Annotated in this window: 13 protein-coding genes; 6 read left to right on the top strand and 7 right to left on the bottom strand. The window is 71.6% G+C overall.

All coding sequences use genetic code 11. The features are described 5' to 3' along the window. Positions 1 to 40 precede the first annotated feature (40 nt). The 7 genes from ACWPQI_RS09875 to ACWPQI_RS09845 all read right to left on the bottom strand — a co-directional run bounded on the left by ACWPQI_RS09875 (position 41) and on the right by ACWPQI_RS09845 (position 9,715). Positions 41 to 1,348, bottom strand: coding sequence for an ammonium transporter (locus ACWPQI_RS09875; protein ID WP_010592763.1), 1,308 nt, complete (start codon positions 1,346 to 1,348; stop codon positions 41 to 43). Between the two features lie 457 nt (positions 1,349 to 1,805). Next, on the bottom strand, positions 1,806 to 3,413 hold the full coding sequence (ftsY, locus tag ACWPQI_RS09870; RefSeq protein WP_017680545.1) for a signal recognition particle-docking protein FtsY: 1,608 nt from the start codon (positions 3,411 to 3,413) through the stop codon (positions 1,806 to 1,808). Further along, positions 3,410 to 7,045, bottom strand: coding sequence for a chromosome segregation protein SMC (gene smc / locus ACWPQI_RS09865; RefSeq protein WP_119699707.1), 3,636 nt, complete (start codon positions 7,043 to 7,045; stop codon positions 3,410 to 3,412). Before smc ends, ftsY begins: the two co-directional genes overlap by 4 nt. Positions 7,046 to 7,070: 25 nt before the next feature. After that, a complete protein-coding gene (locus tag ACWPQI_RS09860) occupies positions 7,071 to 7,358 on the bottom strand; it encodes an acylphosphatase (RefSeq protein ID WP_003939033.1) in 288 nt (95 codons plus the stop codon). After that, positions 7,358 to 8,284, bottom strand: a complete 927-nt coding sequence (locus ACWPQI_RS09855) for an SMP-30/gluconolactonase/LRE family protein (protein WP_017680543.1) — start codon at positions 8,282 to 8,284, stop codon at positions 7,358 to 7,360. Before ACWPQI_RS09855 ends, ACWPQI_RS09860 begins: the two co-directional genes overlap by 1 nt. Before the next feature lie 26 nt (positions 8,285 to 8,310). Then, positions 8,311 to 8,748: an OsmC family protein gene (locus ACWPQI_RS09850; RefSeq protein WP_017680542.1), complete on the bottom strand. Its 438-nt coding sequence runs from the start codon at positions 8,746 to 8,748 to the stop codon at positions 8,311 to 8,313. A 19-nt stretch (positions 8,749 to 8,767) separates the two neighbouring features. After that, positions 8,768 to 9,715 (bottom strand): LysR substrate-binding domain-containing protein, encoded by a 948-nt coding sequence (locus ACWPQI_RS09845; RefSeq protein ID WP_017680541.1) that lies wholly within the window; start codon positions 9,713 to 9,715, stop codon positions 8,768 to 8,770. 114 nt (positions 9,716 to 9,829) lie between these two features. Between ACWPQI_RS09845 and pcaH the strand changes: the two genes are divergently transcribed. The 6 genes from pcaH to ACWPQI_RS09815 all read left to right on the top strand — a co-directional run bounded on the left by pcaH (position 9,830) and on the right by ACWPQI_RS09815 (position 15,928). Continuing rightward, positions 9,830 to 10,582: a protocatechuate 3,4-dioxygenase subunit beta gene (pcaH, locus tag ACWPQI_RS09840; protein WP_017680540.1), complete on the top strand. Its 753-nt coding sequence runs from the start codon at positions 9,830 to 9,832 to the stop codon at positions 10,580 to 10,582. Beyond that, positions 10,579 to 11,259, top strand: coding sequence for a protocatechuate 3,4-dioxygenase subunit alpha (pcaG, locus tag ACWPQI_RS09835; protein ID WP_102030775.1), 681 nt, complete (start codon positions 10,579 to 10,581; stop codon positions 11,257 to 11,259). Before pcaH ends, pcaG begins: the two co-directional genes overlap by 4 nt. A gap of 147 nt (positions 11,260 to 11,406) precedes the next feature. Beyond that, the gene (locus ACWPQI_RS09830; protein WP_017680538.1) at positions 11,407 to 12,603 is read left to right on the top strand and encodes a cation:proton antiporter; all 1,197 of its coding nucleotides are present in this window, start codon (positions 11,407 to 11,409) and stop codon (positions 12,601 to 12,603) included. A 76-nt stretch (positions 12,604 to 12,679) separates the two neighbouring features. Beyond that, a complete protein-coding gene (locus ACWPQI_RS09825; protein ID WP_017680537.1) occupies positions 12,680 to 13,384 on the top strand; it encodes a TetR/AcrR family transcriptional regulator in 705 nt (234 codons plus the stop codon). Positions 13,385 to 13,415: 31 nt separating this feature from the next. After that, positions 13,416 to 14,330, top strand: a complete 915-nt coding sequence (locus tag ACWPQI_RS09820; RefSeq protein WP_010592776.1) for an ABC transporter ATP-binding protein — start codon at positions 13,416 to 13,418, stop codon at positions 14,328 to 14,330. Then, positions 14,327 to 15,928, top strand: a complete 1,602-nt coding sequence (locus tag ACWPQI_RS09815) for an ABC transporter permease (RefSeq protein WP_099527962.1) — start codon at positions 14,327 to 14,329, stop codon at positions 15,926 to 15,928. The genes ACWPQI_RS09820 and ACWPQI_RS09815 overlap by 4 nt, the downstream gene beginning before the upstream one ends. Positions 15,929 to 15,952: the final 24 nt, after the last annotated feature.

Below are 15,952 nucleotides of genomic sequence, written 5' to 3'. Positions count from 1 at the left end.
CTCATCCCTTCCCAGTCTCCAGTGCCCTGCTGTCTTCTTATCACTTGAGGGCGGCCGCGAAGTCGTATGCCGACTCCGCATGCTCGGCCTCGTCGATGCCGCGTGCCTCTTCCTCCTCCGACACCCGCCAGCCGAGCGGCTTGAGCGCGAAGGCGACGATCGCGGTGACGATGCCGGTGTAGACCAGGGCGAATACTGCGATGACGATCTGGATCACGAGCTGCTTGTAGTCGCCGCCGTAGAACAGTCCCGTCTCGGTGCCGAGGAAACCGATCGCGACGGTGCCCCACAGGCCCGCGACGAGGTGCACGCCGACGACGTCGAGGGAGTCGTCGTACCCGAACCTGTACTTCAGGCCGACCGCCAGGGCGGACAGGACGCCCGCGACCGCGCCGAGCACGATGGAGCCCACCGGGCTGAGCGCACCGGCCGCCGGAGTGATGGCGACCAGGCCGGCGACGGCACCCGAGGCGGCACCGAGGCTGGTGCCCTTGCCGTCGCGGATCCGTTCGGCGAGGAGCCAGCCGAGGATCGCGGCGGCGGTGGCCGTGGTGGTGTTGACCCAGGCCAGGCCGGCCACGCCGTCGGCGGCGAACGCGGAGCCGGCGTTGAACCCGAACCACCCGAACCACAGCAGCGCGGCGCCGAGCATGACGAACGGCAGGTTGTGCGGACGGAAGGCCGTGCGGCCGAACCCGGCGCGCTTGCCGATGATCAGCACCAGGACGAGCGCGGCGATGCCGGCGTTGATGTGCACGACCGTGCCACCGGCGAAGTCGATGGGCGCGACGGTCGCGACGAGCCCGCCCTCACCGTCGTCGGAGGTGCCGAAGATCTTGGCGGCGAGGCCGTCCTCGGAGCCGGAGAGCAGGCCGCCACCCCACACCATGTGGGCGAGGGGGAAGTACGCGACGGTGACCCAGACGGCGGCGAAGGTCAGCCAGGTGCCGAACTTCACGCGTTCGGCGAGGGCACCGCTGATCAGGGCGGTGGTGACGACCGCGAAGGTCACCTGGAAGGCGATGTCGATGATCTGCGGATAGTCGCCGAGACCGGGCAGGAACTCACCGGCGTCGTCGTAGATGGCGCCCTGCAGACCGAACATCTGGAACGGGTTGGCGAAGATGCCCCCGATGTCCTCGGTGCCGTAGGACATCGACCAGCCCCACAGCACGTAGATCACCGCGATGACCGCCATCGCCCCGAAGGACATCATCATCATGTTCAGGACGGCCTTCGTGCGCGACATGCCACCGTAGAAGAACGCCAGACCGGGCGTCATCAACAGCACCAGGGACGCCGATATCAGCATCCATGCCGCGTCGCCGGTGTTCACCACTTCCTCCACTTGCAACCTCCCTGTTGGCCGCGCCGGTCAGCGCGTCGTCGAGAGAAGAATGCTGTGGTGATGTTTCGGTGGGAGCGCCGCGCTGTTTCAGCGCAGTGAACGCAAATCGGACATGTGTTTCGTTCGTGTTTCGCCGCGAACCCGGCCGCCGTGGACCGTCCTCCGCGTCTCCCCGACGGTGGTCGCGGGAGGCGACGGCGGCGGGTCGGCGGGACTCGGGCCGGACGGATCCGGCGGGACCGGGTGGCCAGCGCGGCGAGCTCCCGCAGGAGCCTCTCGTCGCTGCTTCCCCGTCGCCACCCGCTCCCGCGGGATCCGTCCGGCACCTGTTTCTACCGAACCCGAGTGGCAGATGGGAACCGAGTGACGATTTGTTATCTTTCCGTGACAAAAACCGGCCACCCGGTCGGAGGCCGGGTGGCCGGGGTCGGTCGCGAGGCGGCGGGGTGCCGGGGCGTCAGCCCAGCAGGGCGTCGACGAATGCCCCCGGCTCGAACGGCGCGAGATCGTCCGCGCCCTCCCCGAGTCCGACGAGCTTCACCGGGACCCCGAGTTCGTGCTGGACCTGGAACACGATTCCGCCCTTGGCGGTGCCGTCGAGCTTGGTCAACACCACGCCGGTGATGTCGACGACCTCGGCGAACACGCGCGCCTGCATCAGGCCGTTCTGCCCGATCGTCGCGTCGAGCACCAACAGCACCTCGTCGACCGCGGCCTTCTTCTCCACGACCCTCTTGACCTTGCCGAGCTCGTCCATCAGACCGGTCTTGGTGTGCAGGCGGCCGGCGGTGTCGACGAGCACGGCGTCCACGCCCTGCTCGGTACCCCGGGCGACGGCGTCGAAGGCGATCGCGGCCGGGTCGGCCCCCTCCTTGCCGCGCACGACCTCGGCCCCGACCCGCTCGGCCCACGTCTGCAACTGGTCGGCGGCCGCCGCCCGGAAGGTGTCGGCGGCGCCCAGCAGGACGCGGCGGCCGTCGGCGACGAGGACCCGGGCGAGCTTGCCGGTGGTGGTGGTCTTCCCGGTGCCGTTGACCCCGACGACCAGCAGCACCGCCGGGTGATCCTGGTGCGGCAGGGCCCGGATCGACCGGTCCAGCTCCGGGTGCAGCGCCTCGACCAGCACGTCCCGCAGGACGGCCCGGGCCTCGGCCTCGGTGCGCACGCTGCGGGCGGCCATCTGCACGCGCAGCCGCTCGACGATCTGCGTCGTGGTCGCGGCGCCGAGGTCGGCGATCAGCAGGGTGTCCTCGATCTCCTCCCACGAGTCCTCGTCGAGGTCGCCACCGCCGAGCAGACCGAGCAGGCTCTTGCCCACGGCCGACTGCGACCGCGCGAGCCGGCCACGCAGCCGGTCCAGCCGGCCCTCGGTCGGGGCGATCTCCTCGATCGGCGGCACCTGCGGGACCGGCGCAACCTCGGGCTCGACGGCCGGTGGCGCGATGACCTCGGGTTCGGCGGCGGGAGCCGGCGGGGCTTCCTCCACCGGCGGGGCCTCCTCCACCGGCGGGGCCTCCTCCACCGGCGGGGCCTCCTCCACCGGCGCGGCTTCCTCCACCGGTGCGGTCTCCTCGACCGGCGGGACGACCTCGGACGGTGCCGGCGCCGTCTGCGGCTCGACGCCGGGGACGGGCTCGACCCGGGGTGCCGGTTCGACGGTGGGGGCGGCGCCGGCTTCCGGAGCCTGCTCGGGTTCGACCGTCGGTGCCGGAGCCTCCGAGACCTCCGCCGGCAGTGGCACGACCTTCGGTTCCGGGAGCACCGTGGATTCCGGAGCGACCGGCGGTTTGGGGGACGCCGGCGGTTCCGGGATCACCGGAGGTGTGGGGGCCGGCCGCTCGACCGGCTGCGGTGGCGCCGTCGCGGTCGCACCCTGACTGAAGCTGAATCCGCCCGCAGCCTTGTAGCCGCCGGATCGGTCCTTCTGCTCGGTGCTTTCGAGCTGCGGTGTCTGCTGCGCTGTCAGCGACACCTGCCGCCTCCGGTACAGCGTCAAGCCGACGACGAGCGCGACGAGGAGGACGGCAAGCGCCGCCGCGATGGCTATCCAGGCTCCGGTACTCACGCCCCCATACTGTCAGGCGCGGCGGCGGCGTTCAGCTCTGGGCGAGAAAGATCCTGACCGCGCATCCGCTGGGAGATGACACGGGTGATGCCGTCACCGCGCATGCTGACTCCGTACAGGGCGTCGGCGATCTCCATCGTCGGCTTCTGGTGGGTGATGACGATGAGCTGGGACTTTTCCCGCAGCTGCTCGAACAACCCGATCAGCCGGCGCAGGTTCGTGTCGTCGAGGGCGGCCTCCACCTCGTCCATCACGTAGAACGGCGACGGCCGGGCCCGGAAGATCGCCACGAGCATCGCCACCGCGGTCAGCGACTTCTCGCCTCCGGAGAGCAGCGACAGCCGCTTGACCTTCTTGCCCGGCGGCCGGGCCTCGACCTCGATGCCGGTGGTGAGCATGTCCGACGGATCCGTCAGCACGAGGCGGCCCTCGCCGCCGGGGAAGAGCTTGGCGAACACCTGCTCGAACTCGCGCTCGACGTCCGCATAGGCCTCGGTGAACACCTGCAGGATGCGGGCGTCGACGTCGGCGACCACGCCGAGCAGGTCCTTGCGGGCGTTCTTGACGTCCTCGAGCTGCGTGGCGAGAAAGTTGTACCGCTCCTCGAGGGCGGCGAACTCCTCGAGCGCCAACGGGTTGACCTTTCCCAGGGTCGCCAGGTCCTTCTCCGCGCGCTTGGCGCGCCGCTCCTGGGTGGCACGGTCGTACGGCTGCGGCTGCGGCGCGACGACCTGCTCGCCGCGCTCGCGCGCCTGCTCGAACTCGGCGATCTCGAGTTCGCTGGGCGGCAGCGGCACGTCGGGGCCGTACTCGGCGACCAGGTCGTCGGGTGCTATGGCGAACTGCTCGACGACGGCCTGCTCGAGCTGCTCGATCCGCAGCGCCGCCTGCGCGCGGGCGACCTCGTCCCGGTGTACCGCGTCGGTGAGCTGGGCGCGCTGCGCGCCGAGGTCGCGTACCCGTTCCTTGACCCGGTCGAGTTGTTCGGCGCGCTCGGCGCGCTGACGGGTCAGCTCGTCGCGGTGGGCCGATGCGGCGGCGATCACCTCGTCCAGGTGGGCGGCGACCCGGGCTCCGGACTCGGCCACGGCCGCGGCGACGGTCGCGGCCTGCCTGCGGGCCCGCTGCGCCCGCTCGGCGCGGGCCCGCGCCTCCCGTTCGGCCCGGGCGGCACGGCGCAGCGAGTCCGCCTTGCCGCGCAGCGCCTGGGCGCGTTCCTCCGCGGTGCGGGCCGCAAGCCTCGCCTCCATCTCCACCGCCCGGACCTCGGCGAGGGCGGCCGCGGCGACCTCCCGGTCGAGGGCCGTCGCGTCCGTGCCGGGGTCGGCGCCGTCGTCGCCCTGCTCCTGCTCGGCCAGCCGCAGCCGCTCCTCGAGCTCGACGACCTCCCGGCGGGCCGTGTCCCGTTCCGTCTCGGCGCGGGTGCGCTGCGCGGCGAGCCGCTCGGACTCGGCGTGGGCGGCGCGCGCGGCCTGCCCGAGCCGGCCCAGTTGCTCGTACACCGCGGACATCGCGGCGTCGGATTCGTTGAGGGCCGCGAGGGTCTGTTCGGCCACCTCGGCACGTGCCGCCTGCTCGGCCAGGGCCCCGGCGAGGGCCGCCGAGAGTTCCTCGGAGCGCCGCACCGCGCGGTCGAGGTCGGTGCGGGACGCGTCGATCGCGGCCTGCACCTCGAGCGTGCTCGGCGCGCGCCCGGAGCCGCCGACGACCCAGCCGGAGCCCGCGAGATCACCGCTGCGGGTCACGGCCCGCAGGTCGGGACGCACGTGGCACAGTTCGATCGCGGAGGGCAGGTCGTCCACGACGACGGTGCGCGCGAGCAACGCGTCGAGTCCGCCGCGCAGTTCCGGCGGGCAGTCGATCACGCCCCGCACCCAGCGTGCCCCGGCCGGCAGGCTCGCCGGCTCGGACGGTGCGGTGGTGCCGCCGGCGACGAACGCGACCCGGCCCTGGTCGGCGTCCACCAGCGCGGCGACGGCCGCGGCGGCCGCCGGGACGGAGTCCGCGGCGAGCGCATCGGCGGCCGGGCCCATCGCCGCTGCGACGGCGACCTCGTATCCGGCCTCGACGCGGACGCGTTCCGCGAGCGGCCCCGCCAGTCCGAGATCGGGACGGTGCTCGAGGAGCCAGGCGGCGCCGTCCTTGCGTTCGAGGCCCATCGACAGCGCCTCGATGCGCGCCCCGAGGGAGGCGACCTCCTTGCCCGCCGCGCGCTCGGCGTCCTGCAGTTCCTGCACGCGCGCGTCGGCGAGCCGCAGGGCCTCGAGGGCGCGTTCGTGCTGGGCGTCGGCGTCGATCTCGCCGGCGTCGAGGTCGTCGATGCGGGCCTGGGCCGTCTCGAACTCGGCCTGGGCGGCGACACCCCGCAGCCGGGCCTCCTCGATGGCGACGGTCAGCCGGGTGACCTCCGCGTCGATGGACTCGGCGCGCGTGCGCACGGTCTCGACCTGTCCGGCCAGGCGCGCGAGTCCCTCCCGCCGGTCGGCGACGGCCCGCACCGCGGCCAGGTGCGCCCGCTCGGCGGCCGCGGCGGCCTCCTCCTGGGCGGCGAGTTGCTCCTTCGCGGCTTCGAGGGTGCCGTGGGCGATCTCGACCGCCTCGAGCAGGTCGGCCTCCTCTTCGGCGATCCGGTCGGCGCGGGCCTCCATCTCGTCCGGGTCCTGGCCGTCGCGGGCCGCCGGGGCGGTGTCGAGGTGGCGGGCGCGTTCCTGGGCGATGCGCACGGTGGCACCGAGGCGTTCGGCGAGCGCGGACAGGCGGAACCAGGTCTGCGACGCGGCCTCGGCGCCGGGGGTGAGCCGAGCGACCGCCTCCTCGTGGCGTGCGAGTTCGGCGTTGGCGTCGTCCAGCTCCGCAGCGACGTGGTCGAGTCGTTCGCGCAGGACGCGTTCCTGCTCGTCCTGATCGGCGAATTCGGCGCGCCGGGTGACGAGGTCGTCGGCGGCGAGCCGCAGGCGGGCGTCGCGCAGGTCGGCCTGGATGGTCTGGGCGCGGCGCGCCACCTCGGCCTGACGGCCGAGCGGTTTGAGCTGGCGGCGCAGCTCGGCGGTGAGGTCGGTCAGGCGCGCCAGGTTGGCCTGCATCGCGTCGAGCTTGCGGACCGCCTTCTCCTTGCGCTTGCGGTGTTTGAGGACACCGGCAGCCTCCTCGATGAAGGCACGGCGGTCCTCCGGCCGGGACTCGAGGATGGCGGAGAGGCGGCCCTGACCGACGATGACGTGCATCTCCCGGCCGATGCCGGAGTCGGACAACAGTTCCTGCACGTCCATCAACCGGCACGAGGTCCCGTTGATCTCGTATTCCCCCGCGCCGTCGCGGAACATCCGCCGGGTGATGGACACCTCGGAGTACTCGATGGGCAGCGCGCCGTCGGAGTTGTCGATGGTGAGGGTGACCTCGGCCCGGCCCAGGGGCTGCCGGCCGGCGGTGCCGGCGAAGATGACGTCCTGCATCTTGCCGCCGCGCAGCGCCTTGGCGCCCTGCTCGCCCATCACCCAGGTGAGGGCGTCGACGACGTTGGACTTGCCGGAACCGTTCGGCCCCACGACACACGTGATGCCCGGTTCGAACCGCAGAGTCGTCGCGGACGCGAAAGACTTGAAGCCCTTGAGCGTCAGACCCTTCAAATACATGTGCGAGAACCTTACCGGCGGGCCGTCACCGCTCGACGAAGCCGGTCAGGTCGCCGCGCGCCGGCTCCCAGCTCTCCACCACCAGCCGCACCGTGCCCGGTGTCTCGCCCGAGCGCAGCGCGGCGAGCAGGCGTTCGAGGGCGTCGCGGGGGCCCTCGGCGATGACGAGCACGCGTCCGTCGGGGTGGTTGGTGGCGTGACCGACGACGCCGAGTTCGAGGGCGCGCGAGCGGGTCCACCAGCGGAATCCCACACCTTGGACGTACCCGTGCACCCAGGCGGTGAGCCGGACCGCATCCGGCGACGACTGCATCACGACGGCTCCCCGGCATCGCGGACCGGACGCACGGCGTGGACGGAGCCGTCGAATCCGGTGGTGTAGAGGACGTCCGGGTCCCAGCCGGGACCGTCGCCGAACGCGACGGCGGAGACGAAGGGGACCCCGGTGGCGATCGTGCAGCCGGCGCCGGTCACCGGGTCGACGCGCAGGATCCTGCCGGCGACGTTGAGCGGGACGTACAGCGCACCGTCGGGCCCCACGTCGAGGTCGTCGGCGGTTTCGAGGGGGCCGGGACCGGACGGATCCAGAGTCCGGGCCGGGCCGTCGAGATCGTCGGCGTCGAGCGCATGAATCCGGGTGGTCGGATCGAATGTTGTTGCTGCATACACGGTTTTGCCTTCGATCGCGAGTCCGTTGACGGAACCGAGGTCGGTGCGGAGCGTCTCCGGAGCGCGGCCGTCGACCGGGACGCGGGTCAGGCCCGGGGGGCTGCCCAGATTCCGACTGACGAGGAAGTCCCCGCCGGGGAGGCGGACGAGGCCGTTGGGCATCGTGAGGCCCGCCGCGACGGTGCGGCGCGCCCCGGTGCCGAGGTCGACGGCCTCCAGGGTGCCGTCGGTGCGGCCGAGCAGCCCGGAGACGGTGCCGTTGCCCGTCGTGAAGAACGCGGTGCCCTCGTCGACGACGATGCCGCCGGGCGCCGGGACCTCGGCCACCACGGTGTCGGCCCGCCCGTCGGGGGTGAGGGTCAGCAGCGACCCGCCGCCCGCCGGGGTGGACGCCGAGGCCAGCAGTCCGCCCCGACCGTCGAAGGCGAGGTTCTCGAGGATGCCGAGCCCGGACGCGACGACGTCCACCCGCCACGGCGTGCAGCTCGTCGGGGCGGACGCGGCCGCCGCCGGCGCTCCGCCCGCGAGGAGCCCGACGGCGAGCGCGAGTCCGGCCGCTTTGCGATCCATCCGCCCTCCCTGCCGATATCCGCCGCTCACGCGTCCCGAACGATGTTCAACGTCACCTTGGTGCCGGCCTCGAGGGTACGGCCGACGGTGCACACCTTGTCGACGGATCGCTCCACGAGCGCGACAAGACGCCGTTGCGCCTCCTCGTCCAGCTCGCTGAGGTCCAGCACCATCTCCTCGACGAGGTGCGGGTACACCTCGTTCTCCCGGTCCGCAGCGCCGGAGACCCGGATCGTGGCGTCGTAGTCGTCGCCGAGCCGGCGCGAGAGCGGGAAGTCCGAGCTCATCCCCGAGCAGGCCGCCAGCGCGATCTTCAGCAGCTCGCCGGGGGTGAAGACGCCGTCGACGGTCTCCGATCCGATCAGCACCTCGGCACCGCGGGAGCTGCGACCGGTGTAGCGGCGGGTGCCGGTGCGCTCGACCCACAGCTCGGTCGTCGGGGTGTCGGAAGTCTGTTCAGCCATGCGGGAGATCCTGCCATGATCACCCGACGGCCAGTTCGCGCAGGATCGCGACGAGCTCCTCGGCGGCGACGGGCGTGTCGGCGCTGGTGCGGCGCAGCAGCCCGACGGGTTCGGCGGTGCCGGGCGTGGGCACCGGCAGCCGCACGAGCGTGCCGTCGTCCAAATCGCCCTGCGGGACCCGCTCGGGGGTCAGCCACACGGCGTCGCCGGTGCGCACCAGCCCGCGCGCGACCGAGACATCGAGGGTCTCGATGATGCCGGACGGCAGCCGCAGCCCGTGCCGGGCGAGGAAGCCCTCGGTGTGGTGCCGCGGCACCGTGCCGGCGGTGGCGACGACGAGAGGATGATCCAGCACCGCCGGCACCGACACCGGACCCTCGGCCAGCGGATGATCCGGGCGCACGACCAGGGCCAGCGACTCGGCGTACAGAAGTTCGAACGAGAGCCCCCGCATGGTCTCCGGGTCGGCCGTCCGGCCGAGGACGAAGTCGAGTTCGCCCGCGCGCACCGCGCCGAGGAGGGCGGTGTTCGGGCCCGTGCGGATCTGTACGCCGACGTGTGGGCGCCGGTCCCGAAACCGGGTGATCGCGCCGGGCAGCAGGGTGCTCGCGACGGTGGGCAGGGCGCCGACCCGCACCGGGGCAACGGCCGGTTGTCCCGTTCCGGCCAGCACGCCTGCGGCGGATGCCAGCGCATCCGTGACCTCGACGGCACGACTCAGGAATTCCTCCCCGGCCCGCGTGAGCCGGGCGCCGTGCCGTCCCCGGTCCACGAGGCGCGCGCCGGAGAGCGCTTCGAGCTCGTTGAGGGTCTTGGTGACCGCCGGCTGGCTCAGGTGCAGCCGGGCGGCAGCCCGGCCGAGGTTGCCCTCCTGGGCGACGGCGACGAAACACGTCAGGTGACGTAACCGGATGCGATCGAGAAGCCGCGATGCCCGGTCACCCGGTGGGACGCCCTCACTTTGCATCACTGAAAGTTATGCAAGATCGCCGAAATCGTCAATTTACATGACTCTTGCTCACCCATAGCGTGATGCACATCCCGTCCGTCGCAGTGCGACAGTTCCCAGGAGTACCGCCTCATGATCATCGCCGCCCCCGGCGCCGCGTCCGGCGAGTTCGTCGAACGCGACCACACCCAGCACCCGCCCGCGCTGACCCCCGGATACCGCACATCGGTGTTGCGTTCCCCACGCAATGCACTGATCGCACCGCGCCCCACGCTCTCGGAAACGACCGGGCCGGTGTTCGACCCGCGCGAGCTCGGCGAGAAGGACAACGACCTCATCCTCAACTTCGCCAAGGACGGCCTGCCGATCGGTGAGCGCCTGATCGTGCACGGCTACGTACGCGACGAGTTCGGCAACCCGGTGAAGGGCGCCCTGGTCGAGGCCTGGCAGGCCAACGCCGGCGGCCGCTACCGCCACAAAAAGGACCGCTACCTCGCGCCGATCGACCCGAATTTCGGCGGTTGCGGCCGCATGATCACCGACGAGAACGGCTACTACTTCTTCCGCACCATCAAGCCCGGGCCGTACCCGTGGGCCAACAGCACCAACGCCTGGCGGCCCGCGCACATCCACTTCTCGATCAACGGCACCGGCTGGGCACAGCGCCTGATCACCCAGATGTACTTCGAGGGCGACCCGCTCATCGAGCGCTGCCCCATCGCGAAGACCGTTCCGACGCTGGACCAGCTGCGCAGCCTGATCGCACAGGAGGATCCCGCCAACAACGCTCCCTTCGACGCGCGTACCTACCGCTTCGACCTCACCCTGCGCGGCCGCCGCGCCACCTTCTTCGACAACATCACCCTTCCCGGAGCCCCCCGATGAGCCTTTCCCCGCACAGCATGATCGCGCGCCGCCCGGAGACCCCCTCGCAGACCGGCGGCCCGTACGTCCACATCGGGCTCGCGCCGCAGCAGGCCGGGTTCGACATCTTCGACCACAACTTCGGCAACGTCCTCACCACGCCGGAGACGAAGGGCGAGCACATCACCCTCGAGGGCCGCGTGTTCGACGGCACCGGCACCCCCGTGCGCGACGTGCTGATCGAGATCTGGCAGGCCAACGCCGCCGGCAGGTACGCCCACCCCGGCGATTCCCAGGACGGCCACACCCAGGGCGGCCGTACCCAGGCTCGGGAGATCGATCCGACCTTCCGCGGCTGGGGCCGCACGGGCGGCGACTTCGACACCGGCGTCTACACCTTCGAGACGATCAAGCCGGGGCCGGTGCCGGCGAACGACGGCGGGACCCAGGCCCCGCACATCCTTATGGTGCTGTTCGCCCGGGGCATCAACCTCGGCCTGCACACCCGGGTCTACTTCGACGACGAGGCCGACGCCAACGCCGCCGACCCCGTCCTGACCGGGATCGAGTGGGAGACCCGCCGCGACACGCTGATCGCGACACGCTCCGAACGCGACGGCAAGGTGATCTACACCTTCGACGTGTACCTGCAGGACACCCCGGCGGGCGGCCACGAGACCGTGTTCTTCGACATCTGAGCGGGATCCACGGGCGAGGGCGCGCGTTTCGGGGAGTGGCCGCGTGGGCATCCTTGCGCCGACCACATCGCAGCGAACGAAGGCCCGGCACTGGACACCGCGATCATCTACGTCTCCGCCGGGCTCGCGCTGCTCTTCGCCGTCACCGTGCCTCGGCTCTTCCACAACCGCGCGATCTCGGCACCCATGATCGTGCTGGTGGCCGGCGCGTTGCTCGGGCTGCTGTTCGACAATGTCGAAGCCGTCACCCCCGGCTGGCACCCGGCCGTGGCGGAGTACCTCAGCGAGGTCTGCGTGATCGTCGCGCTCATGGGAGTCGGCCTCGCGATCGACCGCCCGCTCGGGTGGCGGTCGTGGAAGTCCACCCGGCGGCTGCTGCTGGTCGCGATGCCCCTCGGCATCGTGGCCGTCGCGGTGCTGGGCTGGTGGGCCGCGGCGCTGACTCCCGCGGCCGCCGTGCTGCTCGGGGCCGCCCTCGCCCCGACCGATCCCGTCCTCGCGTCCGACGTGCAGGTCGAGGGGCCCACGTCCGGGGAGGGTTCCCACCGCGAGGACGACGAGGTGCGGTTCGCGCTCACGTCCGAGGCCGGCCTCAACGATGCGCTGGCGTTCCCCTTCGTCTACCTCGCCCTCTTCCTGTTCACGAAGGGCCCGATCGAGGACTGGATCGTGTCCTGGGTCCTGTGGGAGCTACTCGGCAAGATCGTCCTGGGCGCCGTGGTGGGCGCGCTGGCGGGCCATCTCGTCGGGCGGGCGGTGTTCCACTTCCCCGTCGCACACGTGCGGCTGGCCGACCGGGGTGAACCGATTGTCGCGCTCGCGGCCACCTTCGCGGTGTACGGAATCGCCGAACTGGTCGGCGGCTACGGCTTCCTCGCCGTCTTCGTGTGTGCGGTCGCCATGCGGCGCATCGAACGCGCACACGAGTACCACGCGGAGATGCACAGCCTCGTCGAGCAGCTCGAGCACGTCCTCACGCTTGCGGTCCTGCTCCTGCTGGGGGCCGGCCTCACCACCGGCCTGCTCGCCGAGTTGTCGTGGGGTTCGGTTCTCGTCGGGGCCGCCCTGGTCCTGGTGATCCGGCCCGTGGTCGGCTGGCTCTCGCTCCTGGGCTGTGACGAGATGGACGTCCGCGAACGCCGCGTCACGGCCTTCTTCGGCGTGCGCGGCATCGGCTCCGTCTACTACCTCGCGTACGCCGCGGCGGAGCTCGACATCGCGCAGGAGCAGGAGCTGTGGGCCGCCGTCGCCTTCACCGTCGTCTTCTCCGTTCTCGTGCACGGAGTGAGCGCGACGAGGGTGATGCGCATGCTCGACGACGCGCGCGCGCAGGGCCCGCCGTAGGCGCTCCTCGTCCTCGACAGGCGGGTTAAGCGCTCCCCTCTTGTCAGCGACTGAACACGCGTTTAACATACTGATCATGAGTTCAACGCCGGGTCGGCTCTCGGCGGCCGAGCGCCGGGATCTCACGTCCGCCGCGCGCATCCGGGAGGCCGCAATCCTCCGTTTCGCCCGCGACGGGTTCGGCGCGTCCCTGCGGACCATCGCCGCGGACGCGGGCGTGAGCGGGGCGTTGATCGTGCACCACTTCGGATCCAAGAAGGATCTGCGACGGGCGTGCGACGCGTGGGTCCTGGAACAGATCCGCGACTCCAAGCGGACGACGCTCGCGGACGGCGACTCCGGCCCGTGGCCGGCCCAACTCGGCCGGGCCGAGCGGTACGCTCCGCTCGCCGTCTACGTCGCCCGTACCTTTCAGGCCGGCGGCGAGAGCGCGGCCGAGTTCTTCGACCACTTGGTCGACGACGCGGTCGACTACCTCGCCGAGGGCGAACGCAGCGGCCTGATCCGGCCGTCCCGGGACAACCGCGCCCGGGCCCGCCTGCTCACCGCCATGAACGTGGGGTCGATGCTGCTGCAGATGACCCTGCACCCGGATCTCCTGCGGGGCGGGGACTTCACCGGGTTCTTCCGGCACCTGACCGAGACCGTCACCGCCCCGGCCCTCGAACTGTATTCCGAGGGCCTGCTCACCAGCCGCAAGCTGCTCGACGACTACCTGATGTACGTCCCGGACCCACCGGCGGGCGCCGGGGGCGGCGAATCCGCCGCTCCCCCTTCCTGATCCGGAACCCGCCTACCCTCAGGACACAGTCATGAACACGATCGTCGAGGTCCACGACCTCACCAAGACGTTCGGCGCCACGACCGCGCTGGACGGTCTCAGCTTTCAGGTCGGCCGCGGTGAGGTGGCCGGCTTCCTCGGCCCCAACGGTGCCGGCAAGTCCACGACCATCCGGATTCTGCTGGGGCTCCTGCGCGCCGACGGCGGCTCCGCAACCGTGCTCGGGTTCGATCCGTGGCGCGATGCCGTCGAGTTGCACCGGCACCTCGCGTACGTCCCGGGCGAGGTGAACCTGTGGCCGTCGCTCACCGGCGGCGAGGCCATCGACTTCCTGTGCCGACTGCGGGGAGGGGCCGACCGCGCACGTCGCACCGAGCTGGTCGAACGCTTCGAACTCGACCCTCGCAAGAAGTGCCGCGCCTATTCCAAGGGCAACCGCCAGAAGGTGGCGCTGATCTCGGCACTCGCCTCGGACGTGGATCTCCTCGTCCTCGACGAGCCGACGTCCGGCCTCGACCCGTTGATGGAGCGGGTGTTCCAGGACTGTGTTGCCGAAGCGACCCAGCGCGGGTCGTCGGTGTTGCTGTCGAGTCACATCCTCGCCGAGGTGGAAAAGCTCTGCGACACCGTGACGATCATCCGGGACGGACGGACCGTGGAATCCGGGTCGCTGGCCCAGCTGCGGCATCTCACCCGGTCGACGATCACGGTCCGCACCGACCTCGACGCGTCCGGACTGGCGCAGGTCGAAGGCGTACACGAGCTGCGAAACGAGCACGGGCACACCGTGTTCGAGGTCGACAACGGTCACCTCGAGGAGGTGGTCCGCCGGCTCGCGGAGTACGGCGTCCGCAGCCTCGAGAGCGCACCGCCGTCGCTCGAGGAGCTGTTCCTGCGCCACTACGGCAGCGATCGACAGGTCGCCGGCGTGGGCGGCGGACGATGAACGCCTTCGCCGGGACCGCCTTCCTGGTCCGCTTCGACCTGCGCCGGGACCGGATCCGGCTGCCGCTGTGGGTGATCGGCATCTCGGCCCTGGCGGCGTACTTCGTCGCGGCCCTGCGGCTGGCGTACCCGGACACCGAGGACCTCCGCAGCGTGGCCGGTTTCGCCGACAATCCAGCGGGGGTGATGATGTCGGGTCCCGGCTACGGCATGGACGACCCCACGCTCGAGGCATTCGTGGCGAACCAGTACGGGCTGTACCTGCTGGTCGCCGCCGGGTTCATGAATATCCTCCTCGTCGTCCGGCACACCCGGGGCGAGGAGGAGAACGGTCGCACCGAACTCGTCCTGGCGGGTCAGGTGGGCCGGCGCGCCCCGCTGACCGCGGCCCTGGTCACCGCGCTCGTCGCGAACGCCGCCCTCGTCGTGGCCGGCGGCGCGGCAATGACGGCGGCCGGGGTGGACGCCGGCGGGGCGGTGCTGTTCGCCGCCGGGTTCGCGGCGCTGGGGCTGTTCTTCGCCGCACTCACCGCCCTGGTGTGCCAGGTGTGCGAACACGCGCGCACCGCCACAGGACTGGCTGCAGCGGCACTGGGAACGGCCTTCGTCGTGCGGGGCGTCGGCGACGTCCTGGAGCGGCACGGCAGCGCGGTGTCCTGGCTGTCCCCCATCGCCTGGTCTCAGCAGACGCGAGCATTCGTCGATCCGCGATGGGGACCGCTGGCCTTGTCGTTCGGGTTCGCGGCGGTCGCCGCAGCGGCCGCGTACCGGGTCGTGGACCGTCGCGACCTCGGCGCCGGACTGGTGCCCCCGCGGCCGGGCCGCGACGAGGCGGCACCGGCGCTGGCGACCCCGTTCGCGCTGGCGCTACGGTTACAGCGCCGCAGCATCGCCGGGTGGGGCACGGGCCTGGCACTGACGGGATTGTTCTACGGCTCCCTGACCGGCTCGATCGCCGAGAGCTTCGCGAACCTGCCCGAGGACATTCTTGTGCTCATGGGTGGTTCGACCGCGAATCTCGTCGACGGCTTCCTGGGCCTGACCGGGTACACGATGGCCTTCCTCGCCTCCTGCTTCGCGATCCTGTCCGTCCGTCGCTTGCGGAGCGAGGAGCAGTCGGGCCAAATCGAGCCCGTCTTGGCGACCGCGACGGGCCGGGCCGGATGGATGGCAGCGGGGCTGTCCGTGACCGCCCTGGGCGTGGTGGCGCTCCTCGCACTCGCCGGCCTGGGGACCGGGCTGGGGGCTGCGGCGTCCACCGGCGAGCCGATCCGGGTGGCCGCGTCGGTATGGGCGCTTCTCGGCTACGTTCCCGCCGTGCTCGGTGTCGCGGCGATCGCAGCGGCGCTGTTCGGTCTCGTCCCTCGCGCCTTCGATCTGGTCTGGGTGCTGGTCGTCTACGGCTACCTGGTGGGCAGTTTCGGACCGATCCTGGATCTGCCCGGCAGCGCCGGCGCTCTCTCCCCGCTGAACCATGTACGGCAGATGCCGCTCGAACCGTTCGCCGCGGGTTCCTTCGTCGCACTCGTCGTTCTTGCCGCGCTCGTCACGGCGGCCGGGCTGGCCGCGTTCCGGCGGCGCGACCTCCGGAGCGCATGACCCACCCGCGGCGGACTCTCCTTG

The sequence above is a fragment of the Rhodococcus sp. LMD genome (assembly GCF_056108245.1).
The sequence above is the reverse complement of the archived record's forward strand: the minus strand, read 5'-3'. Positions and strand labels throughout refer to the sequence as shown.

Bases quoted from the DNA above. Each gene is read 5' to 3' on its own strand.
- pcaH (WP_017680540.1), top strand. From the start codon at position 9,830: ATGATCATCGCCGCCCCCGGCGCCGCGTCCGGCGAGTTCGTCGAACGC.
- ACWPQI_RS09850 (WP_017680542.1), bottom strand. From the start codon at position 8,748: ATGGCTGAACAGACTTCCGACACCCCGACGACCGAGCTGTGGGTCGAG.
- ACWPQI_RS09860 (WP_003939033.1), bottom strand. From the start codon at position 7,358: ATGCAGTCGTCGCCGGATGCGGTCCGGCTCACCGCCTGGGTGCACGGG.
- ACWPQI_RS09820 (WP_010592776.1), top strand. From the start codon at position 13,416: ATGAACACGATCGTCGAGGTCCACGACCTCACCAAGACGTTCGGCGCC.
- ACWPQI_RS09825 (WP_017680537.1), top strand. From the start codon at position 12,680: ATGAGTTCAACGCCGGGTCGGCTCTCGGCGGCCGAGCGCCGGGATCTC.
- smc (WP_119699707.1), bottom strand. From the start codon at position 7,045: ATGTATTTGAAGGGTCTGACGCTCAAGGGCTTCAAGTCTTTCGCGTCC.
- ACWPQI_RS09815 (WP_099527962.1), top strand. From the start codon at position 14,327: ATGAACGCCTTCGCCGGGACCGCCTTCCTGGTCCGCTTCGACCTGCGC.
- ACWPQI_RS09855 (WP_017680543.1), bottom strand. From the start codon at position 8,284: ATGGATCGCAAAGCGGCCGGACTCGCGCTCGCCGTCGGGCTCCTCGCG.
- ACWPQI_RS09845 (WP_017680541.1), bottom strand. From the start codon at position 9,715: ATGCAAAGTGAGGGCGTCCCACCGGGTGACCGGGCATCGCGGCTTCTC.
- pcaG (WP_102030775.1), top strand. From the start codon at position 10,579: ATGAGCCTTTCCCCGCACAGCATGATCGCGCGCCGCCCGGAGACCCCC.